This is a genomic window from Paraburkholderia sp. (assembly GCF_047605525.1).
Lineage (GTDB): Bacteria > Pseudomonadota > Gammaproteobacteria > Burkholderiales > Burkholderiaceae > Paraburkholderia.
In genome coordinates, this window is the sequence record NZ_JASGFN010000016.1 from 84,255 (window position 1) to 110,024 (window position 25,770).

The 25,770-nt window shown below is 66.0% G+C and carries 20 protein-coding genes and 1 pseudogene; 11 read left to right on the forward strand and 10 right to left on the reverse strand.

Features of this window, described 5'->3' with window-relative positions; all coding sequences use genetic code 11:
* Window positions 1-86: 86 nt before the first annotated feature.
* Both tmk and mltG read right to left on the reverse strand, forming a co-directional pair.
* Window positions 87-707: a dTMP kinase gene (tmk, locus tag QM685_RS22730; protein WP_415119761.1), complete on the reverse strand. Its 621-nt coding sequence runs from the start codon at window positions 705-707 to the stop codon at window positions 87-89.
* Complete coding sequence (mltG, locus tag QM685_RS22735) at window positions 707-1,717, reverse strand: endolytic transglycosylase MltG (protein ID WP_415119576.1); 1,011 nt, start codon at window positions 1,715-1,717, stop codon at window positions 707-709. Before mltG ends, tmk begins: the two co-directional genes overlap by 1 nt.
* 524 nt (window positions 1,718-2,241) lie before the next feature.
* On the opposite strand from mltG, the gene QM685_RS22740 reads away from it, so the two are divergent.
* From QM685_RS22740 to QM685_RS22755, 4 genes are all read left to right on the forward strand, one after another.
* Entirely contained in the window at window positions 2,242-2,988 is a 747-nt protein-coding gene (locus QM685_RS22740; protein ID WP_415119578.1) for a hypothetical protein, read from the forward strand.
* Between the two features lies 1 nt (window position 2,989).
* Window positions 2,990-3,286 carry a hypothetical protein gene (locus QM685_RS22745; protein ID WP_415119580.1) on the forward strand — a complete coding sequence of 99 codons (297 nt, stop codon included), beginning with the start codon at window positions 2,990-2,992 and terminating at the stop codon, window positions 3,284-3,286.
* 362 nt (window positions 3,287-3,648) lie between these two features.
* Window positions 3,649-4,701, forward strand: a complete 1,053-nt coding sequence (locus QM685_RS22750) for a YgfZ/GcvT domain-containing protein (protein WP_415119582.1) — start codon at window positions 3,649-3,651, stop codon at window positions 4,699-4,701.
* 151 nt (window positions 4,702-4,852) lie between these two features.
* A complete protein-coding gene (locus QM685_RS22755) occupies window positions 4,853-5,722 on the forward strand; it encodes an NRDE family protein (RefSeq protein ID WP_415119584.1) in 870 nt (289 codons plus the stop codon).
* 54 nt (window positions 5,723-5,776) lie between these two features.
* On the opposite strand, the gene QM685_RS22760 is transcribed toward QM685_RS22755, so the two are convergent.
* The 4 genes from QM685_RS22760 to QM685_RS22775 all read right to left on the reverse strand — a co-directional run bounded on the left by QM685_RS22760 (window position 5,777) and on the right by QM685_RS22775 (window position 9,392).
* On the reverse strand, window positions 5,777-6,736 hold the full coding sequence (locus QM685_RS22760; RefSeq protein WP_415119586.1) for an alpha/beta hydrolase: 960 nt from the start codon (window positions 6,734-6,736) through the stop codon (window positions 5,777-5,779).
* 121 nt (window positions 6,737-6,857) lie between these two features.
* Complete coding sequence (locus QM685_RS22765) at window positions 6,858-7,739, reverse strand: SDR family oxidoreductase (RefSeq protein WP_415119588.1); 882 nt, start codon at window positions 7,737-7,739, stop codon at window positions 6,858-6,860.
* A gap of 76 nt (window positions 7,740-7,815) precedes the next feature.
* The gene (locus tag QM685_RS22770) at window positions 7,816-8,814 is read right to left on the reverse strand and encodes an NADP-dependent oxidoreductase (RefSeq protein ID WP_415119590.1); all 999 of its coding nucleotides are present in this window, start codon (window positions 8,812-8,814) and stop codon (window positions 7,816-7,818) included.
* A gap of 89 nt (window positions 8,815-8,903) precedes the next feature.
* A complete protein-coding gene (locus QM685_RS22775; RefSeq protein WP_415119592.1) occupies window positions 8,904-9,392 on the reverse strand; it encodes a PaaI family thioesterase in 489 nt (162 codons plus the stop codon).
* Between the two features lie 253 nt (window positions 9,393-9,645).
* Here QM685_RS22775 and QM685_RS22780 point away from each other — a divergent pair, with 253 nt between their 5' ends.
* A complete protein-coding gene (locus tag QM685_RS22780) occupies window positions 9,646-10,206 on the forward strand; it encodes an LEA type 2 family protein (RefSeq protein WP_415119594.1) in 561 nt (186 codons plus the stop codon).
* Window positions 10,207-10,245: 39 nt separating this feature from the next.
* Here the strand turns inward: QM685_RS22780 and QM685_RS22785 are convergent, their stop codons facing one another.
* The 3 genes and pseudogenes from QM685_RS22785 to QM685_RS22795 all read right to left on the reverse strand — a co-directional run bounded on the left by QM685_RS22785 (window position 10,246) and on the right by QM685_RS22795 (window position 15,486).
* On the reverse strand, window positions 10,246-11,424 hold the full coding sequence (locus QM685_RS22785) for an acetyl-CoA C-acyltransferase (protein WP_415119596.1): 1,179 nt from the start codon (window positions 11,422-11,424) through the stop codon (window positions 10,246-10,248).
* 137 nt (window positions 11,425-11,561) lie between these two features.
* Window positions 11,562-13,646: a 3-hydroxyacyl-CoA dehydrogenase NAD-binding domain-containing protein gene (locus QM685_RS22790; protein WP_415119598.1), complete on the reverse strand. Its 2,085-nt coding sequence runs from the start codon at window positions 13,644-13,646 to the stop codon at window positions 11,562-11,564.
* Window positions 13,647-13,754: 108 nt separating this feature from the next.
* Window positions 13,755-15,486: pseudogene (locus QM685_RS22795) on the reverse strand (3-(methylthio)propionyl-CoA ligase).
* Window positions 15,487-15,753: 267 nt separating this feature from the next.
* Between QM685_RS22795 and QM685_RS22800 the strand changes: the two are divergent.
* The 5 genes from QM685_RS22800 to QM685_RS22820 all read left to right on the forward strand — a co-directional run bounded on the left by QM685_RS22800 (window position 15,754) and on the right by QM685_RS22820 (window position 19,719).
* Window positions 15,754-17,310 (forward strand): protein adenylyltransferase SelO, encoded by a 1,557-nt coding sequence (locus QM685_RS22800; RefSeq protein ID WP_415119600.1) that lies wholly within the window; start codon window positions 15,754-15,756, stop codon window positions 17,308-17,310.
* 128 nt (window positions 17,311-17,438) lie between these two features.
* Window positions 17,439-17,861, forward strand: coding sequence for a peptide-methionine (R)-S-oxide reductase MsrB (msrB, locus tag QM685_RS22805; protein WP_415119602.1), 423 nt, complete (start codon window positions 17,439-17,441; stop codon window positions 17,859-17,861).
* Between the two features lie 225 nt (window positions 17,862-18,086).
* Window positions 18,087-18,617 carry a septation protein A gene (locus tag QM685_RS22810; RefSeq protein ID WP_415119604.1) on the forward strand — a complete coding sequence of 177 codons (531 nt, stop codon included), beginning with the start codon at window positions 18,087-18,089 and terminating at the stop codon, window positions 18,615-18,617.
* A 1-nt stretch (window position 18,618) separates the two neighbouring features.
* Window positions 18,619-18,930 carry a BolA family protein gene (locus QM685_RS22815; protein WP_415119606.1) on the forward strand — a complete coding sequence of 104 codons (312 nt, stop codon included), beginning with the start codon at window positions 18,619-18,621 and terminating at the stop codon, window positions 18,928-18,930.
* Between the two features lie 9 nt (window positions 18,931-18,939).
* Window positions 18,940-19,719, forward strand: a complete 780-nt coding sequence (locus QM685_RS22820) for a peptidylprolyl isomerase (protein ID WP_415119608.1) — start codon at window positions 18,940-18,942, stop codon at window positions 19,717-19,719.
* Window positions 19,720-19,873: 154 nt separating this feature from the next.
* Here the strand turns inward: QM685_RS22820 and purL are convergent, their stop codons facing one another.
* Window positions 19,874-23,956, reverse strand: coding sequence for a phosphoribosylformylglycinamidine synthase (gene purL, locus QM685_RS22825; protein WP_415119610.1), 4,083 nt, complete (start codon window positions 23,954-23,956; stop codon window positions 19,874-19,876).
* A 338-nt stretch (window positions 23,957-24,294) separates the two neighbouring features.
* On the opposite strand from purL, the gene QM685_RS22830 reads away from it, so the two are divergent.
* Window positions 24,295-25,590 carry an FAD-dependent oxidoreductase gene (locus QM685_RS22830; RefSeq protein WP_415119763.1) on the forward strand — a complete coding sequence of 432 codons (1,296 nt, stop codon included), beginning with the start codon at window positions 24,295-24,297 and terminating at the stop codon, window positions 25,588-25,590.
* Window positions 25,591-25,770 lie beyond the last annotated feature (180 nt).

A 25,770-nucleotide genomic window follows, 5' to 3' on the forward strand; every position in this document is an offset into this window, starting at 1 on the left:
TTTGCAATCAATAAGTTGAGAATGCTATCTGAGATATAGCACGAGCTTTGCCGTTCTTTATAAGTTGAAGTTATATTTATTTTAAATCAAAGAGTTGCAATCAATTCTTCAAGCTTCTTCTGAATTCGAGCGATACTCTGCGAAGAGTCGATGATAGCGAAACGATAAGGCGCCTCTTCCGCGCGGCGCATGTATTCGGCGCGCGTGCGTTCGAAAAACGCCGCCGACTCGCTTTCGAAACGGTCCGGATCGCGCGCCGCGCTGCGCCGCTCGCTCGCGATGGCGGGCGCGAGGTCGAACAGCACGGTCAGATCCGGCTGAAAACCGCCCTGCACCCAGCGCTCGAGCGTTTCCAGCTTGTCGCGCGGCAAGCCGCGGCCGCCCCCCTGGTACGCGAAGGTCGCGTCGGTGAAACGGTCCGACAGCACCCAGTCGCCACGCGCGAGCGCCGGCTCGATCACTTCGGCCAGATGCTGGCGGCGCAGCGCGAACATCAGCAAGGCCTCGGTTTCGAGGTCCATCTTCTGATGCAACACGATCTCGCGGATCTGCTCGCCAAGCGGCGTGCCGCCCGGCTCGCGCGTCATCACGACCGCGCGGCCGGTGCCCGCGAGCTTCGCTTCGAGCCGCTCGCGGAACCAGCTGAGATGAGTAGTCTTGCCCGCGCCGTCGATGCCTTCAAACGTAATGAATTTGCCGCGCGCCATCATTGCCCTCGAATGTATTTGTCCACGGCCTTGTTGTGCTCGCCGAGGGTGTCGGAAAAAATGCTGCTGCCGTCGCCGCGCGACACGAAGTACAGCGCGTTGCTTTGCGCCGGATTCAGCGCCGCCTGCAGCGACGCGACGCCGGGCAGCGCAATCGGCGTCGGCGGCAGGCCCATGCGGGTGTAGGTATTGTAGGGAGTGTCGGTTTGCAGGTCTTTCTTGCGGATGTGGCCGGTGTAGTTCTCGCCCATGCCGTAGATCACCGTGGGGTCGGTCTGCAACGGCATGCCGGCGCGCAGACGGTTCGCGAACACCGCGGCGACCATCGGCCGGTCGGACGGCTTGCCGGTTTCCTTTTCGACGATCGACGCCATCGTCAGCGCGTCGTACGGCGTCTTGTACGGCAGGTTCGGCGCGCGCGCGAGCCACGCTTCGTCGAGGCGCACGCGCATCAGGCGGTACGAGCGGCGGTAGATGTCGAGATCACTCGTGCCCTTGTCGAACAGATAGGTGTCGGGGAAGAACAGCCCTTCGCCGTTGCCGATCGACGCTTCCGGCGCGCCGATCGCGGTCATCAGGTCCGCGTCGCTCATGCCGAGCGTGTCGTGCCTGAGCGCAGGATTCGCGTCGAGCTCGGCGCGCATGCGCTTGAAGGTCCAGCCTTCGATGATCGTCGCCACATATTCGTTGACGTCGCCGCGCGCGATTTTCTGCAGCACCTCATACGGCGTGATGCCGCTCCTGAATTCGTAGTTGCCGGATTTCAGTTCGCCTTGCAAACCGAGCAGCCGCGTCATCGCGATGAACAGCTCGGGCTCGAGCGGCACGCCGCCGCGATTGAGTTGCAGCACGACGCTGCGCAGGCTGCTATGCGGTTTGACGGTGACGTCGAGTTGCGCCGGGGTCAGTTCGAGCGGGCTCGTGGCCCAGTGATATCCAGCGGCGATGGCCGCCGCGGCCAGCACGACGACAATCGAGCCGGCGACGAAACATTTCTTCAGAAGGGACACGACGGGAAAGAATTAGCGTTTAGATTGCAACGAACTGATTTTTAACGGAAAGATCTTGCGCCGGTCAACATGGCGACCGTGCCGCCTCGCAGCTTCCCGGCCTTTTGCGACCTGTATTGTATAGATGCGTGCCCGAGATGGTCAGAAGCGCGAGACAACGATATGCAATCCGCTTGCATCGCTCTGATGCAATTCGAATCGTACGCTGGCGCGACATAGGTCAGACGTTACACGCGTTGGGACGATTGGCGACAAACGCTTTTTCGGCTCCTGCCGCCTTTGACCGTTGTTGACAGTTTTAAACGACGCTTCAGGCGCAACCTGCACGCCGACGCGAAAGACCGGAGCGGGAACTGCGGCAATTGGGAGGGTGCACGCCGTCGCTCCGCTCCGAGGATTCTTGTGGCGGCCACGGCCATACGACAACAACAATAGGGTTCGCATCGAAATTCATTCTTTCGCAACGCAGGATCGGGGGCGCCGCCATAGGTATCCCGGCTGAGTTGGCATGACAAAGGGGGTGCATGGCGATCGACTTCACAGTCGGAATCCACCGGGGCTGCATGCTCCACACACGGCGCGAATACCGCGGCAACGCATTTAGCGACGATGCGCGTGCCGGCCGCCAGCTCATTGTTTCGGCGAGTGCATGGGAACTTACGCACAACACGCGCCAGTTGGCGACGCTCGTCGCGTTCATGCGCAATGCGCGCGGCGGCGCCTATGCGAGCGGCGCGGCTCCAGGACAGATCGCCCGAGAACTTCGAGCCGCCGTCGAGCGCGGCGATGTGATCGCAGTCGTGCCGACGCCGCGCGCCTCACGCGGAGGCGGCTTGCCTGTCAAGCAGGAGATCCGCCCGTACTATCCAATCGTCACGCCGTCGCAGCTATTCCCGAAGGCGCTGCCGGCGGCGCGTGCCTCGCGCTCATTCGAGCGCCCCAGATTGCCGCGGCTGGCCGCCGACGATGGCCTCGCGATCTGGTACGCCCGCCCCGGCGACGTCTTGCCAGACGGAACCATCGCTACGCCGGTATCGACACCACTCGGCGATGCTCGGCCGTTTGAATACACCGGGGATCCGCAGTTCGGCGATGTGCAGGAACTGGCCGCGCGTGGCGTCAGTGAGGTGGATGAGGCTGAGTGTTTCGCGGACTACCATTCAGACATGGGGCAATGTCAGGTAGTCCGAGCCATGTATCAAGATCCACGCACCTACGCGCTTTGCACACAGCGAGCCTTCGACAAATTCCAGGCATGCAGGGGATATTGAGATGACTAACCCGGATCGGGCCAGCATCATTTTTTACGACGCCGATACTCAGCAGTTAAAGATGTGCACAGTTTCACGGGTTCACGTGCAAGCGGCGATTGATCGAGCGCTGGCAATCACTATCCCACCGGATGCTCCTGAAAATTCACTATTGCCAGTGACAGACGAGGACGCCCGAAAGCTTGGGGGAATGGCAATTCTGATTCAGGCAATCGCGCATCCCGAATTGCGCGAACGCCTGAAAATCACGACCGAGCAGCCGATGGACTGGGCACCGGCCAAGCCGCCCGCGGAATAACAGCAACCGATCGCTTCGGGCGCCATCTACGCGCCGACGCAAAAGACCGGGGGCCGAGCCGCGGCAATTGGGAACCGCACGCCCCACTTCCGCGCTGACGATTCTTGTGGCGGCCAGGCCAAGGTCGGCGAAGTATGAGCACGTTCTCCGATATGCCAATCTTGCGCCGGACCATCTCGCAGAACACGCCAACATGGTCACAATATGGGCCCAGCCGCAGGGTGATAACGCGCGAACCCGTGCTGCGCAAGGCGCTCGGAAAGCCTTTATTCGCCAGGGACATTGCGAAACATGACAAGGTTGGCCTGAATATAATGACGACTTGTCCTAGCCAAAGTCAGAACTGACTGTTCCGGGAATCCATGAACACACCGCTCGTTAGTGCATCTGGTAACGCCTCGGCTCACGCTCCCACCGCACTGCCGGTGTTGCCGCGCCCATCGGCCGACGAATTCGACGCCGTCCTCCAGCACGGCGCCTATATGCCGCTCACCCAGTTCGGCGTGATCGACGTGACCGGCGACGACGCCGCGAGCTTCCTGCACGGCCAGTTGACCAACGACGTCCAGCATCTCGACGCCGCCCACGCGCGGCTTTCCGGCTACTGCTCGGCGAAGGGCCGGCTGCTCGCGTCGTTCCTTAGCTGGCGCAGCGGCGACACGATCCGCCTGCTGGTATCAAAGGACGTACAGGCCGCGGTGCAGAAGCGTCTGTCGATGTTCGTGCTGCGCGCGAAGGCGAAGCTCGCGGACGCGAGCGGCGAACTCGCGGTTGTCGGCCTCGCGGGCGACGTGCGCCACGCGCTCTCGGGCGTGTTCGACGCGCTGCCCGATGGCGTGCACGTGCAGGTCGACAGCACGGCGGGCTCGCTGATCCGCGTGCCGGACGCGCTCGAACGGCTGCGCTATCTGTGGATCGGACCGAAGGCGCGGGTCGACGCGCTGCTGCCGTCGCTCGACGGCAAATTGAAGCGCGTGTCGCCGGCGGTATGGGACTGGCTCGACATCCGCGCGGGCGAGCCGCGCATCACGCAGCCGGTCGTCGAGCAGTTCGTGCCGCAAATGGTCAACTACGACGTGCTCGGCGCGGTGAATTTCCGCAAGGGCTGCTATCCGGGCCAGGAAGTGGTCGCGCGCAGCCAGTATCGCGGCACGATCAAGCGGCGCACGTCGCTTGCCAACGTGGCCGGCGAACTCGACATGGTGCGGCCCGGCGCGGAGCTGTTCCATTCGGACGATCCGGGCCAGCCGTGCGGGATGATCGTGAACGCGGCGTCGGCGCAAGGCGGCGGTGTCGATCTGCTGGTCGAGATCAAGCTCGCGGCGCTCGACAGCGGCACCGTGCATCTGGGCGCGGCCGATGGCCCGGCGCTGCGTTTTCTCACGTTGCCCTACGGGTTGCCGGCCGAGGTCTGAGTGTCGGGCAAGATATGAAGCGGCGCGATGAGGCGCCGTTTTTATCGGCTGCCTGTTTTTGCCGACTGGTTGCCTGTCGGTTGCCTTATTCTCGTTGGCTTTTCGGGCGGCGTTGTCCGGCCGGCTTATTCTCACCGGGAGACGTCCCCCGATGTGCCTGATCGTTTTCGACTGGCGACCCGACGCGGTCGATGGCCCGCTCTTCACGCTCGCCGCGAATCGCGACGAATTCTTCCACCGCACCACCGAGCCGATCGGCTGGTGGCATGACGCGCCGGGTGTGCTGGCGGGCCGCGATCTCGTCGGCGGCGGCACGTGGCTCGGCCTGTCGCGCGACGGCCGCTTCGCCGCGCTGACCAACTACCGCGCGCCGCGCGAAATGCGCGCCGATGCGCCGACCCGCGGCACGCTGGTGAGCGACTGGCTGACCGGCGCCGCGCGCGATGCGCACGGTAATCCGCATCAAACACCGCTGGCGTATCTGCAGCACGTCGCGCGCACCGGCGATATCTACAACGGTTTCAATCTGCTGGTCGGCGACTGGACGCGCCGCGAACTCGCGTGGTATTGCAATCGCGGCGACCAAACCAACGCAGCCAACACAGGCAGCGGCCCCGCGCTGCTCGCGCCGGGCACCCACGGTATCTCGAACGCGGTGCTCGATACCGCGTGGCCGAAGCTCGTCAGAAAGCGCGCGGAACTCGGCACGCTGCTCGCGCGCGACGCGATGCCGCCGCTCGAACGCCTGATCGATCTGATGCGCGATCCGCGTGTCGCGCGCGACGACGAATTGCCGGCCACCGGCATTCCGCTCGAACGCGAACGGGTGCTGTCGGCCGCGTTCATCGAATCGCCGGAATATGGCACGCGCAGCACGACCGGGCTGCGCGTGGCCGTGTATGGCGACGTGATCGGCGTGGCGGTCGCCGAGCGCGGCGACGACAACGGCTCGCACCGGATCGTGCGGCCGGGCGACTTCGAGCGCAGTTTTGCGTTCAATGTCGAGCGGGCGATGGCCTGACGGACGCGTAAGCCGCTTTCGTGACCGGCTGCCGATCGCTTTAAAAAACCACCCTCACCCGATGCCGAACGCCGCGCGCAACGCCGCCGCGGCATCCGCGTGCGCTTGCGCGACCTCGGGCACGAAGCCGCCCATCTTGAAGAACTCGTGGATCATGCCCGCGTAGCGCCTGAGCGTGACCTCGTTGCCGAGCGTGAGCAGTTTTTCCGCATACGAATCGCCTTCGTCGCTCAACGGATCGTATTCAGCGGTCGCGATCCACGCAGGCGCGACGCCGTGAAAATCCGGCGCGCCGCGCGTGCCGTCGAGCGGCGCGAAACGCCAGTCGTCGCGATCGCCGCTGTTGCGCAGGTACTGCTCGAAGAACCACTGGATCGTATTGCCCGACAGCAGAAAGCCGTCGGCGAGACGCGAGTGCGAGTCGGTCTGCTGATGACCGGCGGTGCCCGGATAGATCAGCAGTTGCAGCGCGAGCGCGATGCCGGCGTCGCGCGCGAGCACCGCGCAAACCGTCGCGAGCGTGCCGCCCGCGCTATCGCCGCCAACCGCGAGCCGGTCCGCGTCGATGCCGAATTCGGCCGCGTGCGCATGCAGCCAGCCGAGCGCGTCGAATGCATCGTCGACCGCGGTCGGAAACCTGTGCTCGGGCGCGAGCCGGTAGTCGACCGACAGCACCGCGCACTGGCCGTCGCGCGCGAACATCCGGCACAGCGCGTCGTGCGTGTCGACGCTGCCGACCGTGAAGCCGCCGCCGTGGTAATAGACGAACGCCGGCATCGGCTCGGCCCAGTTCGGCTCGACGGGAAAATAAAGGCGCGCGCGGATCGTCGCGCCGTCGCGCGTCGGCACACGCAGGTCTTCGACCGAAAACATCGGCGCGCTCGCGATCTCGAGAATCGGCGCGCTTTTCTCGTACGACGCGCGCGCCGCCTGCGCGCTCATCTGGTGATACTGCGGGCGTTTGGCCCGCGCGATCATGTCGAGCACCTGCTCGATCTTCGGATTCAGCGGCATGGTTCGATGCGATCTGGGGTGTGTCGCACGGCGCGCCGGCGAATCCATGCGCCGCGCCCGCTACACTCCGGTTGAACGGAAAGCGCCGGCGCTGCGCGCGCCGGCCCCGAACGGCGGGCCACTAACCCGCGTTCTTCACTTCGGGCTTCAGCGACATCGGATCGGTCGGCTCGCGCAACTGCTCGATGTCTTCGTGCCGCAGCTTCACAGTCGCCATGATGCCCGGATGCGTGATGATATAGAAACGCCGCGCGGCGATCGCCTCGAAGGTGATGTCGGCGACATCGGCGGCCGACAGCTTGCCCGACTCCACCGCGCGATGCAGTTGCTTGCCGGCGGTGATCTGCGAGCGCGTCGGCCGGCTCGCGTTGCGCAGTTCCTCGGGACGCGCGCGCTCCGCATCGGCGATGCCGGTCGGCACGAAGGCGGGACACAGCAGCGAACAGCCGACCTCGCCGGCGGTGCCAGTTTGCGCGAGCTTCAGGTCGTGATAAAGCGTCTCGGTCAGCGACACCACCGCATGCTTCGACGCGTTGTAGATGCCCATCGCCGGCGGCGACAGCAGGCCCGCCACCGATGCCGTGTTGACGATATGCGCGGGCTCGTTCTGCGCGAGCATGATCGGCGTGAACACGCGCACGCCGTGCGCGACGCCCATCACGTTGACGGCGAACACCCACGACCAGTCGTTCGCCGAGCTTTCCCACAGGAAGCCGCCGGTGCCGACGCCCGCGTTGTTGAACAGCAGATGCACCTTGCCGAACGCGGCGAGCGCGGCCTGCGCGAGCGCTTCGACGTCGGCCCGGTTCGACACGTCGGTGGGCACGCCGATCGCGTCGGCGCCGGCGTCGCGCAATGCGTCGACGGTCTGTTCGAGCTCGGCGGCATTGACGTCGGCGAGCACGAGCTTCATGCCGAGCGCCGCGCCCTTCCGCGCGAACGCGCGGCCGAAGCCGCTGCCCGCGCCGGTGATCACCGCCACCTTGCCTGCGAATTCGAACATCGTCTGACTCCCCCGGTTGTGTTTCGTTGTGTGGCGGTGTGCCGCTTGGGCCCCACGTTATGGCTCAAGTCGATGCTCAGATCAGCTTGACCAGTTGCTTGCCGAAGTTGCGGCCCTTCAGGAGGCCGATGAACGCGTCGGGCGCGGCTTCGAGCCCTTGCGCGATCGTCTCGCGATAATGCAGCTTCTTCTGCGCGACGAGCGTGCCGAGCTGCTTGAGCGCTTCCGGCCACACGTCCATATGTTCGGTGACGATAAAACCCTGCACGAGCAGCCGCTGCGTGAGCATCAGCGACGGATGCCTGAGCGGCAACGGCTGGCCGTCGTAGCCCGCGATAAAGCCGCACAGCGCGATCCGTCCGAACGCGTTCATGCGCGCGAGCGTCGCGTCGAGCACTTCGCCGCCGACGTTCTCGAAGCAGCCGTCGACGCCGTTCGGCGTCGCGGCCTTCAGGTCCTGATACAGGTTGCCGGCCTTGTAATCGACGCAGGCGTCGAAGCCCAGCGTCTCGACCACGTAGCGGCACTTGTCCGCGCCGCCCGCGATGCCGACCGCCCGCGCGCCAGCCGCTTTCGCCAGTTGCCCGACCACGCTGCCGACCGCGCCGCTCGCCGCGCTGACGACCACCGTCTCGCCGGCCTTCGGCGCGATGATGCGGTTCAGCCCGTACCACGCGGTGACGCCCGGCATGCCGACCGGGCCGAGATACGCGGACAGCGGCACGTGCGTGTCGTCGACCTTCTGCATGCCCGCGCCGTTCGACGTGCCGTACTCCTGCCAGCCGAACATCGCGACGACCTTGTCGCCGACCGCGAATTTCGGATTCCTCGACTCGACCACCTCGCCGACCGTACCGCCGATCATCACCTCGTTCAGCGGCTGCGGCGCCGCGTACGACTTGCTGTCGTTCATGCGTCCGCGCATATACGGATCGAGCGACAGGAAATGATTGCGCACGCGCACCTCGCCGTCGGCGAGCGGCGCGAGCGGCGTTTCGACGAGCTTGAAGTTATCGGGCGTAACAGCGCCTTGCGGGCGGGAAGCCAGCAGAAGCTGGCGATTGATCTGGGCCACGGGGTCGTCTCCTTCGGTTGATCGGGGTTGACCTGGACCGGGTGGGTCCACGTCCGGGATGAATGGAATGCGCGTCGCAGGCCGCGCGATCAGCCGTCGCTCGGGCCGGGCTTCGCCGACGGGTCGCTGCGCAGACGCTGCCGCGTGACCTCGCGGCCCACCGCGAGGCGGCGCATGTACTTGAAGGTGCCGAGCGCCTTCGCGACGAAGTGGCCTTCGCTGTCGCGAATTTCGCCTTCGCAATAGGCCATCGTGGTCGAGCGATGCAGCACGCGGCCCGTCGCGCGCAACTCGCCGCGGCCCGGCTGCATGAAGTTCACTTTCATCTCGACGGTGACGACACCGATGCCGTCACCCGCGAGACTGCGCGCGGCCATCGCGAGCGCGACGTCGGCGAGCGTCATCGTGACGCCGCCATGCGCGACGTCCCACGTGTTCATATGTTCGTGCCGCAACGGCAGCAGAACTTCGCTGACGCCATCGGCGGCGCTCAGCAACTGCGCGCCGAGACGGTCGACGAACGGGCTTTCGGGCAGCGTGGCGTTGCCTGCTTTGGGAGAGGGAGTCGAGTCGGTCATCGCGGTATTCGGAGTGCGTGTTGAGACTGCCTGCGGGTGCCTTGTGCATGGCTCTCGTGCGTGGCTTGCGCGCCGCTTGTATCCGGTTTGTATCCGGGCAGGCAGATTGAATCCATCGAGCGATGCATTTTATCTCCGGCCCGGATTCGGGTCCGTCCAATCTTTCACCGCCGGCAATTTCGCCCGCTAGAATGCATGACCAACTCCGCTCTCTTTCCGCTTCTTTCTTCCCGCTTCTTTCGAGGTGCCGGTCATGTCGTCGCTTATGTCATCGGTCGTGGCATCGCTCGTGTCATGTTTTCGCACGCCGTCGTTCGCGCGCCGCTCCACTCTTCCGCGTCTTTTCCTGCTCGCCGTCTGCACCGTTTGCGCCGCGCTGACGCTCGACGGCTGTGCCGGCCTGCTCGGCGGCGATTCGCTGCGCGTCAGCGTCGCCGGGATCGAGCCGCTGCGGAGCGAAGGTCTCGAGATGCGTTTCAATCTCAAGCTGCGCGTGCAGAACCCGAACGACACCGCCGTGAGCTTCAACGGCATCTCGCTCGACCTCGAACTGAACGGCAAGCCGTTCGCGAGCGGCGTCAGCGACCAGAGCGGCAGCGTGCCGCGCTTCGGCGAAACCATCATCGCCGTGCCGCTGACCGTGCCGGCATTCTCCGCGGTCCGCCAGGCACTGGCGCTCGCGGGCGCCACGCAGTCGGGACAGATTCCGTACATCCTGCGCGGCAAGCTCGCGGGCACCGGCCTGACCGGCTCGACGCGTTTCATCGATCAGGGCACGCTGAGCCTGCCGGTGCCGGGCATCGCGTCGCGATGATGTCGCGCGGGAGCGCGGATACGTGACGAGCGGCCCGGCTCATACCACTTCGAACAACCCGGCCGCGCCCTGGCCGCCGCCGATGCACATCGTCACCACGACGAACTTCGCGCCGCGCCGCTTGCCTTCGATCAGCGCGTGGCCGACGAGCCGCGCGCCCGACACGCCATACGGATGACCGACCGCGATCGCGCCGCCGTTCACATTCAGGCGATCGTGCGGAATACCGAGCGTGTCAGCGCAGTACAGCACCTGCACCGCGAACGCTTCGTTCAGCTCCCACAGACCGACGTCCTCGACCTTCAGCCCGGCCTTCTTCAGCAGTTTCGGCACCGCGAATACCGGGCCGATGCCCATCTCATCCGGCTCGCAGCCGGCCACCGCGAAGCCGCGGAAGATGCCGAGCGGCTGCAGGCCTTCGCGCTCGGCCAGCGTCGCATTCATCACGACGCACGCCGACGCGCCGTCCGAAAACTGGCTCGCATTGCCGGCGGTGATCACGCCGCCCGGCAGCGCGGTACGAATCTTCGCCACGCCTTCGAGCGTCGTGTCGGCGCGAATGCCTTCGTCGCCGCTGACGGTCACTTCCTTCGTGTAGAGGCGGCCGGTGGCCTTGTCGGCGACGCCGGCGAGCACTGTCAGCGGCACGATCTCGTCCTTGAACTTCCCGGCTTCGAGCGCGGCGGCCGCGCGCTGCTGCGAGCGCACGCCGTATTCGTCCTGGCGTTCCTTCGAGATCGAGTAGCGCTTCGCGACGTTCTCCGCGGTCTGCAGCATCGACCAGTAGATTTCCGGCTTGTGCCGAACGAGCCAGCCTTCGGCCATCATGTGGCGGTTCATCTCGTTCTGCACGCACGAGATCGACTCGACGCCGCCCGCGACGAACACGTCGCCTTCACCGGCGATCACGCGTTGCGCGGCGAGCACGATCGTCTGCAGCCCCGACGAGCAGAAACGGTTGACCGTCATGCCCGGCACGCTGACCGGCAAGCCGGCGCGCAGCGCGATCTGCCGCGCGATATTGGCGCCGGTCGCGCCTTCCGGATTCGCGCATCCCATGATGACATCCTCGACGCGCGCCGGGTCGAGCTTCGCGCGCTCGACCGCGGCCTGCGTCACGTGGCCGCCGAGCGTCGCGCCGTGCGTCATGTTGAAACCGCCGCGCCACGATTTGGCGAGACCCGTGCGGGCGGTGGATACGATTACGGCGTCAGTCATGCGTCTCTCCTGCTTCCAGATGTCGATGGCGGCGCGGCGGCGAACTGCCGTGCGGCGTCCGCGCGTGGTCGCGCCGCCTCTGTCGTTTCATGCGGACGGAGCGGGTTCGCCCCGGCCGCCCAGTCGATATGGCTCACTCAGCCGTTGAAGCCGCGGCCCTCGGCGGCGAGCTTCGCGATGCTGGGCGCGAGCGTCCACGCGTCGCCGTTCGGCCGCGCCGCGTAGCGGCGAATCGCGCGCTCGACGTTGTAGAGCCCGACCGTGTCCGCGTACAGCATCGGGCCGCCGCGATAGAGCGGGAAACCGTAGCCGGTCAGATAGACCATGTCGATGTCCGACGCCTTCGACGCAATGCCTTCCTCGAGAATCTTCGCGCCTTCGTTGACGAGCGCGAACACCAGACGCTCGACGATTTCCTCGTCGCTGATCTTGCGGCGCTCCGTGCTGGTTTCCTGCGAGAACGCGACGATCATCCCGTCGACCACGCCCGACGGATACGCGGTGCGATCGCCCGCCTTGTAGTCGTACCAGCCGCCGCCGGTCTTCTGGCCGAAGCGCCCCATCTCGCACAGACGGTCGGCGATCTTCGAATAATGCATGTCCGGATGTTCCAGATAACGGCGCTTGCGGATCGCCCAGCCGATGTCGTTGCCGGCGAGGTCGCTCATGCGGAACGGGCCCATTGCGAAGCCGAACTTCTCGATCGCGCGGTCGACCTGCGCGGGCAACGCGCCTTCTTCGAGCATGAAGAGCGCCTGGCGGATGTACTGCTCGATCATCCGGTTGCCGATAAAGCCGTCGCACACGCCCGACACCACCGCGGTCTTTTTGATTTTCTTCGCGAGCTTCATCACGGTCGCGAGCACGTCTTTCGCGGTTTGCTTGCCGCGCACCACTTCGAGCAGCTTCATCACGTTGGCCGGGCTGAAGAAGTGCATGCCGACCACGTCGCGCGGACGCTTCGTGAACGCGGCGATCCTGTCGACGTCGAGCGTCGACGTGTTCGAGGCGAGGATCGCGCCGGGCTTCGCGATTTCGTCGAGACGGCGGAACACCTGCTCCTTCACGCCGAGTTCCTCGAACACGGCTTCGACGATCAGATCGGCGTTCTTCAGGTCGTCATAGGACAGCGTCGGTCTGATCAGCGCCATGCGCTGCTCCAGCACCTCGAGCTTGAGCTTGCCCTTCTTCACCGTCGCCTCGTAGTTCTTGCGGATCGTCGCGAGACCGCGGTCGAGCGCTTCCTGTTTCGTTTCCAGCAGCGTGACCGGAATGCCCGCGTTGATGAAGTTCATCGCGATGCCGCCGCCCATCGTGCCCGCGCCGATCACGGCCACCTGACCGATATCGCGCACCGGCGTATCGGACGGCACATCGGGGATCTTGCTCGCCGCGCGTTCGCCGAAGAACGCGTGACGCAGCGCGCGGCTCTCCGGCGTCTGCACCAGCGCGAGAAAGCATTCGCGCTCGAACGCGAGGCCCTTGTCGAAACCGTTCTGCACGCCCGCTTCGACTGCGTCGATGCATTTATGCGGCGCCGGGAAATGCTTCGCGATTCCCGCGACGCTGTTGCGCGCGAACTGAATGAAACCGGCCGCGTTCGGATGCTCGATCTTGCGGTCGCGCAGCTTCGGATGCGGGCCGGCTTGCGCGCCGACCTTGCGCGCGAACGCGAGCGCCGCCCCGGCGAGATCGCCTTGCACGACTTCGTCGAAGAGGCCCGATTCGGCGAGCTGTTCCGACGGCACCGGCGCGCCGGACACGATCATATTGAGCGCGGCTTCGAGACCGATCGCGCGCGGCAGACGCTGCGTGCCGCCCGCGCCCGGCAGGATGCCGAGCTTCACTTCGGGCAGCGCGATCTGCGCGCCGGGGGCGGCGACCCGGTAATGCGCACCCAGCGCGAGTTCGAGGCCGCCGCCCATCGCGACGCTGTGAATCGCCGCGACGACCGGCTTCGCGCTGTCTTCGACGGCCTTGATGACCGTCGCGAGCGTCGGCTCCTGGGTGGCCTTCGGCGTATTGAATTCGGTGATGTCGGCGCCGCCCGAAAAGGCTTTGCCCGCGCCCGTCAGCACGATGGCCTTCACGGCCGGATCGTTCCGCGCGCGCTCGAGCCCTTCGACGATGCCCGCTCGCGTCGACAGGCCGAGGCCATTGACGGGAGGATTGTTCAGCGTGATGACGGCCACGCCGTCATGAGTCGTGTAGTCCACTGCCATCTGCCTGCCTCCGTGCAATCCATGCAATGAGGCGACGCAAGATGCGCCGCCTCGTCCGGTTCATCGAGCCCGCTCATTGTCAGGCTTTTTCGAGCGACGGTTCCGGGGTCAGCAGGCAGAATACACAAAAAAGCACGCTCGTTCAATTTGACGTCGGGCGGGGTTTCCCCTAAGCGTCGGGATTCGATGGACGGTCCCGGCTGTCTTCGAGCGCGGACGGCAGCACGTGATCGCGGAACTGATCGCGCAGCTTCAGCTTCTGCAGCTTGCCGGTGGCCGTGTGCGGCAGCTCGTCGACGAACACGACGTCGTCGGGGATCCACCACTTCGCGACCTTCCCTTCGTAGAACGCAAGCAGCTCGTCGCGCGTCACTTCGTGGTCCGCCCGCCTGACGACGACCAGCAGCGGCCGCTCGGTCCACTTCGGATGCGCGCAGGCAATACAGGCCGCTTCCGCGACCGCCGGATGCGCGATCGCGACGTTCTCCACGTCGATCGAGCTGATCCATTCGCCGCCCGACTTGATCACGTCCTTGGAGCGGTCGGTGATGTGCAGGAAGCTGTCGGGGTCGATCGTCGCGACGTCGCCGGTCGGGAACCAGCCGTCCACGAGCGGCGAGTCGTCCTTGCGGAAATACCGGTCGATCACCCACGGTCCGCGCACATGCAGATCGCCGAACGCGACGCCGTCCCACGGCAGCTCGCGGCCGTCCTCGCCGACGATCTTCATGTCGACGCCATAGAGCGCGTGCCCCTGCTTTTCCAGCAGCTTGCGCCGCTCGGCGAGCGGACGCTGGCTCTGCGCCCACGTCAGTTTCGACAGCGTGCCGAGCGGCGACATCTCTGTCATGCCCCATGCATGGATCACCTGCACGCCGTAGTCGTCCTCGAACGTGCGCAGCATCGCCGGCGGACACGCGGAGCCGCCGATCACCGTGCGCTCGAGCGAAGAAAACTTCACGCCCGCCTCGCGCAGGTAATTCAGCAAACCGAGCCACACGGTCGGCACGCCGGCCGAATAGGTGACGCGCTCGCTCTCCATCAGCTCGTACAGCGACCTGCCGTCGAGGTCCTTGCCGGGAAACACGAGCTTCGCGCCGGTCAGCGGCGCCGCATGCGGAATGCCCCACGCGTTCACATGGAACATCGGCACGACGGGCAGCACCGCGTCGCGCGCGGACAGACACATCGCGTCGGGCAGCGACGCGCCGAACGCATGCAGCACCGTCGAGCGATGCGAATACAGCGCGCCCTTCGGATTGCCGGTCGTGCCGGACGTATAACAAAGGTACGACGCCTGACGCTCGTCGAGCGCGGGCCAGTCGAAGTTGCCGTCCTGCGCGTCCATCAGCGTTTCGTAGCACAGCACCGGGGTTTGCAGCGACGGCCGGTGCGCTTCGTCGGCGAGCGCGATCCAGCCGCGCACGCGCGGGCACTGCGGCGCAAGCACGTCGACGAGCGCGGCGAAGGTGGTGTCGAACAGCACGTAGGCGTCGTCCGCGTGATTGACGATGTAGGCGATCTGGTCCGGAAAGAGCCGCGGGTTGATCGTGTGGCACACCGCGCCGAAACCGGTGGTGCCGTAATATGCCTCGAGATGCCGGTAGCCGTTCCACGCGAGCGTCGCGACCCGTTCGCCGGGTTCGACACCGAGCGCGATCAGCGCCTGCGCCAGTTGTTTCGCGCGCTTTTCGCAATCGCGGTACGTGTAGCGATGCAGATCGCCTTCGATGCGCCGCGACACGATCTCGGTGCCGCCGAAATGCCGCGCGGCATGCGCGAGCAGCGATGACACGGTAAGCGGCACGTCCATCATCTGGCCTAGCAGCGGCGTCGTCATAAAGCGGGGTCTCCTCGGCTCGTGAGTGTCGGTTGGGTTGGGTTGCGGTTCGGTTTCGGTTGGGTTGCAGTTGCGTGGCCGGCAATCGGCCGGGGCCAATGACGCGCATGGAGCGAATGAGGCGCGCGAGGCGAAAGATCGTTGCGGCGGCATCGAACGGTCGGGCACGGTTCAAACGCTTCAACAGAGGTCCGGGCAGTTCGGGCGGCCGGCCAGCAGCGCCGCAGGCGCCGACTTACAATATCGGTTAATCCAGAGGCGCTCAATATGTCGTTTTCCCCAAGCATTGCAGGGCTATCCGCGGCTTTGACGGATCTTTCCAACACCCTCGTCACGCCCCCGAACAATGCGTTCGCGCGGCTCGGCGGCACGTTCCTGACGCGCCTGCCCGCCGCGCCGCTCGGCGCGCCGTATCTGGTCGGCTTCGCGGCCGACGTCGCCGCCCGGCTCGGTCTGCCGCCGGGCATCGAGCGCGATCCGGGTTTTCTCGAGCTGTTCTGCGGCAACGCCACGCGCGACTGGCCGGCCGGCGCGCTGCCCTATGCATCCGTGTATTCAGGACATCAGTTCGGCGTGTGGGCCGGCCAGCTCGGCGACGGCCGCGCGCTCGGACTCGGCGAACTCGAACACGACGGCCAGCGTTTCGAATTGCAGTTGAAAGGCGCGGGCCGCACGCCGTATTCGCGCATGGGCGACGGCCGCGCGGTGCTGCGCTCGTCGATCCGCGAATATCTGTGCTCGGAGGCGATGCATCATCTCGGCATTCCGACCACGCGCGCGCTATGCGTGATCGGTTCCGACCAGCCGGTGCGGCGCGAGACGATCGAAACCGCCGCGGTGGTCACGCGCGTGGCGCCGAGCTTCGTGCGCTTCGGCCATTTCGAGCATTTCTATGCGAACGATCACGTCGACGCGCTGCGCGCGCTCGCCGATCACGTGATCGAACGCTTCTATCCGCATTGCCGGGAAACTGACGATCCGTATCTCGCGCTGCTCGCCGAAGCGGTGCAATCCACCGCCGACCTGATGGTCGACTGGCAGGCGGTCGGCTTCTGTCACGGCGTGATGAACACCGACAACATGTCGATCCTCGGCCTGACGATCGACTACGGCCCGTTCGGTTTCATGGATGGTTTCGACGCCGGCCACATCTGCAACCATTCCGATACGCAGGGCCGCTACGCGTACCGGATGCAGCCGCAGATCGCTTACTGGAACCTGTTCTGCCTCGCGCAGGGCCTGCTGCCTTTGCTCGGCGAACGGCACGACGAAAGCGTGCGCGCCGACAAGGCGGTCGAAGACGCGCAGCGCGTGCTCGGCGGCTTCAAGGAGCGCTTCGCGCCGGCGCTCGAAAACCGCATGCGCGCGAAGCTCGGCCTCGAACACGCGCGCGACGGCGACGACGCGCTGGTCAACCGGCTGTTCGAGGTGATGCACGCGAACCGCGCCGATTTCACGCTGACGTTCCGCAATCTGGCCCGCATGTCGAAACACGATGCGAGCGGCGACGCGCCGGTGCGCGACCTGTTTCTCGATCGCGCCGCGTTCGACGCGTGGGCGAACGACTATCGCGCGCGGCTGTCCGAAGAGACACGCGACGACGCCGCGCGCGCCATTGCAATGAACCGCGTGAACCCCAAATTCGTGCTTCGCAATCATCTGGCGGAAACGGCGATCCAGCGCGCGAAGGAGAAGGATTTTTCCGAGCTGGAGCGGCTCGCTGCGGTGCTGCGCCGCCCGTTCGACGAGCAGCCCGAGTACGAAGCGTATGCGGGACTGCCGCCCGACTGGGCGAGCTCGCTGGAAGTGAGCTGTTCGTCGTAATGCGCCAACCAGGCTGAAAAACCGGACAATCGCTGCCCGCGTTTCGCCCGAGGCAGCCATCCCCGACAGCCCGAAACCGGGACCATACCGGGACCAGGGCTGAGACAAACCGAGACAGGAAACCGACCATGAACAATCCCGACGACCTCAAGCATGACGCCCCAGCGGTGCAGAAAAGCGACGCCGAGTGGCGCAAGCAGCTCTCCGACATCGAATATCAGGTCACGCGCCATGCGGCCACCGAGCGGCCGTTCTCGGGCCGCTACGAGGATCACTGGGAACGTGGCGTGTACGACTGCGTGTGCTGCGGCACGCCGCTCTTCGAGTCGGACACGAAGTTCGACGCCGGCTGCGGCTGGCCGAGCTACTTCCGGCCGATCAACGGCGAGGTGATCGCCGAGAAGACCGACCGCTCGCACGGCATGCTGCGCATCGAAGTGCAATGCAAGAACTGCGGCGCGCATCTCGGCCATGTGTTCGAGGACGGCCCGGCGCCGACCGGTCTGCGGTACTGCATCAATTCGGCTGCGTTACAATTCGAGCCCAAGTAACGCACCGCGCGAGCCCAGGCAACGCGGCGCGCAGCCGGCAGCCGGCTTGCACGCTATTTGCACGAGCAGCGCGCGAATGGCGAACTTCGCATCACGCCATGCGCCCGTCGCCGCAGTGCCGCCGCGGTGTTTCAGGGCGGCCTGCGCGCGAGCGGATGCGACCCACACGCCGCTGACCCGGCGCCCTTCATTGCTCGACTCACTCTCCGATTTCCCGGCCAGATAATGAAATTCCTGTTCGATCTGTTCCCGATCATCCTGTTCTTCGTCGCCTTCAAGATCTGGGGCATTTTCACGGCGACGGCAGTGGCGATCGTCGCCACGCTGGTGCAGATCGCGTTCGTGGCGTTCCGCCACCGCAAGGTCGACCCGATGCTGTGGGTGAGCCTCGGCGTCGTCACCGTGTTCGGCGGCGCGACGCTCGTGCTGCATAACGACACCTTCATCAAATGGAAGCCGACCGTGCTGTACTGGGCGTTCTCGGTCGTGCTGACCGTCTCGCAACTCGTCTTCAACAAGAACCTGATCGAAGCGATGATGGGCAAGCAGATCACGCTGCCGCACGCGATCTGGGGCAAGCTGAACCTGATCTGGGCAGTGTTTTTCGTGCTGCTCGGCCTGCTCAACCTGTTCGTCGCGTACCACTACACGACCGACCAGTGGGTCAACTTCAAGCTGTTCGGCGCGACCGGCTGCCTGCTCGTGTTCATCGTCGGACAAAGCCTGTGGCTGTCGAAGTACATGAAGGAAGAATGACATGAGCGATGCGTTCATGCACGCCACCACCGCCGAGCGCGCCGCGCTGATCGAGGCGCGCCTCACGGCCGCGCTCGCGCCCGTCGAATCGATCCGCATCACCGACGACAGCGCGCAGCACGCGGGCCATGCCGGCGCCGCGGCCGGTGGTCATTTCAGCGTCACGATCGTGGCCGCCGCGTTTGCCGGCAAGGCCCGCGTGGCGCGGCATCGCATGGTGTATGATGCGCTGGCCGATGCCATGCAGCGCGGCATTCATGCCCTTGCCATCACGGCGTATACGCCCGAAGAATTTGCTTTGTTGCCCCGCTAGGAACTTTCGATGACCTTGAAGAAAACCCGCCTCTGGGTATTGCTGGCCGCGTTCGCGGCCGCACCTGCATTCGCGCAGAACATCGCCGTCGTGAACGGCACGCCGATTCCGAAAGCACGCGCCGATGCGCTGATCGAGCAACTGGTTCACCAGGGCCAGCAGGACACGCCGCAGTTGCAGCAGGCCGTGCGCGAAGAACTCGTGAACCGCGAAATCCTGATGCAGGAAGCGCTGCGCCGTGGCCTGCCGAACCGTCCGGACGTCAAGGCCCAAATCGCGGTCGCGCAGCAAACCGTGGTGCTGCGCGCGCTGATCGAAGACTTCGTGAAAAACAATCAGCCGAGCGACGCGGAAATCACCGCGCGCTACAACGCGCTGGTCAAGGACGCGGGCGGCAAGGAATATCACCTGCATCACATCCTCGTCGACAACGAGCAGCAGGCCAAGGACCTGATCGCGAAGATCAAGGCCGGCGCGAGCTTCGAAGATCTCGCGAAGCAATACTCGAAGGACCCGGGATCGGGCAAGAACGGCGGCGACCTCGACTGGTCGGACCCGAAGGCCTACGTGCCTGAATTCGCGGACGCGGCCACGCATCTGCAGAAAGGCCAGATGACCGACACGCCGGTGCATACGCAGTTCGGCTGGCACATCATCCGCGTCGACGACATCCGCGCGGTCACCCCGCCGCCGCTCGAGCAGGTGCGTGCGCAGATCGTGCAGCAGATCCAGCAGGAAAAGCTGCAGGCGTTCGAGGAAGGTCTGCGTAAGAACGCGAAGATTCAGTAAGCGTCAGCGAGCGGGTTGTCTTCTGACAGTCCGCCCGGCTCCGCAAGCCTGAATGCAAAAAAAGCCGCCCGTGGGCGGCTTTCCTGTTTCTGCGAGGTAGGCTGCGGCGGGACTGCACAGGGCCACCGCCCGAAGCGGCAGCCCTCTTTTCCCATCAGCCCAGCCAGCGGCGCGCGTTCTGGAACACGCGCATCCACGGGCTCGCGTCCGTGACGCCCTCGCCCCAGCCTGCCGGATGCCAGCTCATCTGCACCGCGCGATGCACGCGCTCGGTGTGCGGCATCAGCACCGTGAAGCGGCCGTCGGCCGTCGTGACCGACGTGATACCGGCGGGCGAGCCGTTCGGGTTGAACGGATACTGCTCGGTCGCCTGACCACGGTGATCGACGTAGCGCATCGCCACCGCGACCTTCGACGCATCGCCCTGCTGCGAGAAGTCCGCATAGCCTTCGCCGTGCGCGACCGCGACCGGAATGCGCGAGCCTTCCATGCCGGCGAAGAAGATCGACGGCGAGCTCTGCACTTCGACCAGCGAGAAGCGCGCCTCGAATTTCTCCGACTTGTTGCGCGTGAACTTCGGCCAGGCTTCGGCGCCGGGGATCATCGACGCGAGGCTGCTCATCATCTGGCAGCCGTTGCAGATGCCGAGCGCGAACGTGTCGTTACGGCCGAAGAATGCCGCGAACATGTCGGCCAGTTGCGCGTTGAAGCGGATCGTCTTCGCCCAGCCTTCGCCCGCGCCCAACGTGTCGCCGTACGAGAAGCCGCCGCACGCGACCGCGCCGGCGAAATCCGCCAGATTCGCGCGGCCCGTGAGCAGGTCGCTCATGTGCACGTCGTGCGCGTCGAAGCCGGCGCGATCGAACGCATAGGCCGTCTCCAGATGTGAGTTCACGCCCTGTTCGCGCAGGATCGCGACACGCGGACGCGCGCCCCTGCCGACAAACGGCGCGGCGACGTCTTCCGCCGGATCGAAGCTCAACACCGGCGTGATGCCCGGATCGGCGGCGTCGAGCAGCGCATCGTATTCGGCGTCGGCGCAAGCCGGGTTATCGCGCAGACGCGCGATGCGCCAGCTCACTTCGCTCCACGTGCGATGCAGTTCCGTGCGCGGCGCTTCGTAGATCTTCTTCGCGTCGCGATAAACCTCGATCACATCGCGCTCGTTGATCTTGCCGATCACGTGCGAGCATGCCGACAAGCCGTGCTCGCGCAGCGCGCCGAGCACCGCGTCGCGATCCGCGGCGCGCACCTGCACCACCGCGCCGAGCTCCTCGTTGAAGAGCGCGCGAATCGTGCGGTCTTCGCGGCGGCCGCTGGTCTGCTTCGCCCAGTCCTTCGCGTCGCCGTAATCGGATTCGTGGTTCGGATCGAGCACCAGCATGTCGACGTTCAGCGACACGCCGACGTGACCCGCGAACGCCATTTCGCAGACCGTTGCCCACAGGCCGCCATCCGAGCGGTCGTGATACGCGAGCAGCCTGCCGTCCTGGTTCAGCGCCTGGATCGCGTTGAAGAAGCGCTTCAGATCTTCCGGATCGTCGACGTCCGGCACCGTGTCGCCGACCTGCTGCGTGACCTGCGCGAGAATGCTGCCGCCCAGACGCTGCTTGCCGCGGCCGAGGTCGATCGCGATCAGCACCGAGTCGCCGGCTTCGCTCACGCGGCGCAGTTGCGGCGTCAGGTGCTTGCGCACATCGCCGACCGGCGCGAACGCCGAGATGATCAGCGACACCGGCGCGACCACTTCCTTCGCGACACCGCGGTCTTCCCAGCGCGTGCGCATCGACAGCGAGTCCTTGCCGACCGGAATGCCGATGCCGAGCGCCGGACACAGTTCCATGCCGATCGCCTTGACCGTGTCGTACAGCGCCGCGTCTTCGCCCGGCGCGCCGCACGCGGCCATCCAGTTCGCCGACAGCTTCAGCTTGTCGAGCGACGCGATCGGCGCCGCCGCGATGTTCGTGATCGCCTCGCCGACCGCCATGCGGCCCGACGCCGGCGCGTCGATGACCGCGAGCGGCGTGCGCTCGGACATCGTCATCGCTTCGCCACCAAAGCCCGCGTAGTCCATCGTCGTGATCGCGACGTCGGCTACCGGCACCTGCCACGGACCGACCATCTGGTCGCGCGCGGTCGTGCCGCCGACCGAGCGGTCGCCGATCGTGATCAGGAACGACTTGCTCGCCACCGTCGGATGACGCAGCACGCTCTGCGCGACGTCGGCGAGCGCGAGGCCGGTCACGTCGACCGGCTCCAGGTTATGCGCGACGCGCTTCACGTCGCGATGCATGCGCGGCGGCTTGCCGAGCAGCACTTCCATCGGCATGTCGACCGGCTCGTGCGAGCCTTCCTTCTGTTCGGCGTCGATCAGCTTCAGTTGACGCTCGGCGGTAGCCATGCCGATCACCGCGAACGGGCAGCGCTCGCGCCTGCACATCGCTTCGAATGCCGGCAGATCGGCCGGCGCGATCGCGAGCACGTAGCGCTCCTGCGCTTCGTTCGACCAGATTTCGCGCGGCGACAGGCCGCTTTCCTCGAGCTGGATCTTGCGCAACTCGAAGACGGCGCCCTTGCCCGCGCCATCCACCACTTCCGGGAATGCATTCGACAGACCGCCCGCGCCGACGTCGTGAATGCTGAGGATCGGGTTGTTGTCGCCGAGCTGCCAGCACGCGTTGATCACTTCCTGCGCGCGCCGCTCGATTTCCGGGTTGCCTCGCTGCACCGAGTCGAAGTCGAGTTCGGCGGTGTTGGTGCCGGTCGCCATCGAACTCGCGGCGCCGCCGCCCATGCCGATGCGCATGCCCGGGCCGCCGATCTGGATCAGCAGCGAGCCTTCCGGCAGATCGTGCTTGTGCGTGTGCTGGTCGGAGATATTGCCGATGCCGCCGGCGATCATGATCGGCTTGTGGTAGCCGCGCACGAGGCCCGCGACGTTCTGCTCGTAGGTGCGGAAGTAGCCGCCGAGGTTCGGACGGCCGAATTCGTTGTTGAATGCGGCGCCGCCGAGCGGGCCGTCGATCATGATCTGCAGCGGCGACGCGATGCGGTCCGGGCGACCATACGCTTCGTGCTGATCGTGCGGATTGCGATGCGCGAGCGGCTGCGCGGTGTCGCGCGCGTTTTCCCATGCCTCGACGCCGTCCGGCAGTTCGAGGTTCGACACCGTGAAGCCCGTCAGACCCGCTTTCGGGCGCGCGCCGCGGCCGGTTGCGCCTTCGTCGCGGATTTCGCCGCCCGCACCGGTCGCGGCGCCCGGGAACGGCGAGATCGCGGTCGGATGGTTATGCGTTTCCACCTTCATCAGCGTGTGCGTGAGCTCGACGCCGCGGCGATAGTGCTCGGGCAATTCGTTCGCGCCGAGGTCAGCCGGCGTGCGCGGGAACCAGCGCTCGGCCATGCCGCCGACCATGATCGCCGAATTGTCCGAATACGCGACGATCGTGCCCTGCGGGTTCAGCTTCTCGGTGTTGCGGATCATGTTGAACAGCGACATGTCCTGCTTTTCGCCGTCGATCGTCCAGTCCGCGTTGAAGATCTTGTGGCGGCAGTGCTCGCTGTTGGCCTGCGCGAACATCATCAGTTCGACGTCGGTCGGGTTGCGGCCGAGCTTCGTGAATGCGTCGACCAGGTAGTCGATTTCGTCATCGGCGAGCGCGAGGCCCAGTTCCGTGTTCGCGACTTCCAGCGCGGCACGGCCGCTCGCGAGCACATCGACGGTTTGCAGCGGCCTCGCGGGCAGTTCGTCGAACAGATGCATTGCCTGGTCGCGCGAGATCGCGACGCTTTCGGTCATGCGGTCGTGCAGCGCCGCGGCGACGGCCGCGCGTGCTTCGTCGGAGAGCGTCTTCCTGCCGCCGAGCAGGCCGCTTTTCAGCGTGACCGTGTACTCGACGCCGCGCTCGATGCGGCGCACCTGCGCGAGGCCGCACAGATGCGCGATATCGGTTGCCTTGCTGGCCCACGGCGACACGGTGCCGAAGCGCGGCACCACGAGGAAGGTCTCGGCGGCGCCGCGTTCCTTGCCTGCTTCGAACGGATCGCCGTAGTGCATCAGCGCCTCGATCTTCGCGCTGTCTTCAGCGGACAGTCCGGTCTGGGCGTTGACGAAGTGCAGATACTGCCCGCGCACGCTGGTGATATTCGGGTCGATGCGCGTGAGCGTGTCGAGCAGGCGGGTTTGACGGAAATCGGAAAGGGCCGAAGCGCCGGGGAAACACGAGAAGTGGGCCATGGGACTTGACGTTGCGTCGCTCAATGATGCCGGAGAGTCGCGCATGCATGCAGGCGACGTGAGGCGGAAAGGAAGTCCGGGATTATACCCCGGGAACGGGCGTCCAACGGGCCTCGGCAGGGCTGTCCGGAGGGCTTTTCGTGGCGTCGCGCGCGCCCCGCTTTCGCGCCCAGGCGCTGCCGCATCCTGCCCGCCGCATCGCCGCGCGGGTGGTTTGACTGCTATCATTCGCCCTTTCACCAGATCGGCGCGCGCGGCCCGAGCCTCGTCCGGCGGCGCGCCGCATGCCACATCCAACGGGCGCGCGTCAGCCGCCCGTCGGCACATCGAATCAGAGCATGGATGTCATCGTCATTGGCGGCGGGATAGCGGGCGTCGCCACCGCTTATCACCTGCGCGCGGCGGGCCACCGCGTGTGCGTCGTCGAGCGTCACGCGACCGTCGCGCAAGGCGCGACCTACGGGCAAGGTGGCACCGTGCTGCCGACGCCGCTCGACGTCTGGTTCGGTCCGACCTTCATGGCGAGCCGCCACAACGCAAAAAACGGTGTGATCACGAAGACCGGTTTCAATGGACCGGCGCGGCAGTTCGTCAAGCAGCTCGCCGAGTTGCAGGAACCCGAGGCGTTCGCCCGCCAGTACGCGCTGCTGCGGCCGCTGATCGAGTCGTCGCGCGAGGCGATGGCCGACGCCGAAGCGCGCTTCGGTCTCGAATTCGAACAGGCGAGCGGGCTGCTCTACCTCGTGCGAAGCGCGCACGAATGGGAACAGAGCGCGGCGGCGCTCGATCTGCTGCATCGGTTCGAGGTCCCGCATCATGTGATGACGCCGGCCGAATGCGCGGGATTCGAGCACGCGGTGCCCACCGAGCCGGAATTCGCCGGCGGCGTGCTCTTCGAGCATGAACGCACGGCCAACTGTCCGCTCTTCACGAAGCTGATCAAACAGGTGCTCGATGCCCAGGGCGGCGTGCAATTCATGCTGGGCTGCGAAGTGTCGGGGATCCGTCTCGAAAACCAGCGCGCGTCGGTCGAACTGGCGCCGCGCGAGCACGCGACCCGTTTGCGCGAAGTCGAGGTGATTCACGCCGACACGGTCGTCGTCGCGGCCGGCCATGGCAGCCTGGCGCTGCTCGAGCGCGTGGGGCTCAGGTTGCCGCTGCATCCGCTGCGGCTGCACACGCTGGTCGCGCCGATCGCGCACGAGGAATGCGCGCCGCACGTGGCAATCGTCGACGCGGTCAAGCGGATCGGGGTGAGCCGCATGAACCACCGGCTGCGGATCGCGGGCGGCGCGGTGCTGCAAAGTGCGAACCAGATCGACAAGCCGCTCGGCGACGCGCTGACGAAAGAAGCGCTCGCGCTGCTCGGCCAGGCGACGCACGACTGGATGCCGGGCGCCGCGCGGATTTCGGCGGCGCTGCCGTGGGAAGGTGTGAAGCTGCTGTCGCCGGATGGTTTGCCGGTGATCGGCAATGCGCTGCATCCGCGGCTGTTCGTCAACGTCGGCCACGGCCCGGCGGGCTGGGGGCTCGCGTGCGGCGCGGGCAAGCTCGTTGCCGGGCTGGTTTCGGGGGAGACGCCGGCGCTTGCGCAGGAGACGCTTGCCGCGTTGCGGCCGGAGCGGTTTCTGTAAATCTTCGCGCGGCTTTGACCGGATCCGGCGGCCCGGCTTCGCCGTCCATTACTCCGCCAATCGCGGCCCCGCGGTCCCCTCATTTCCATCGATCGTATCCGCGCCGCACACACGACGAAACAGCCGCGCACCGCGCGCGCATCGGCACTACCATAGCGATTCCAAGCCTGCCCGCCTCAG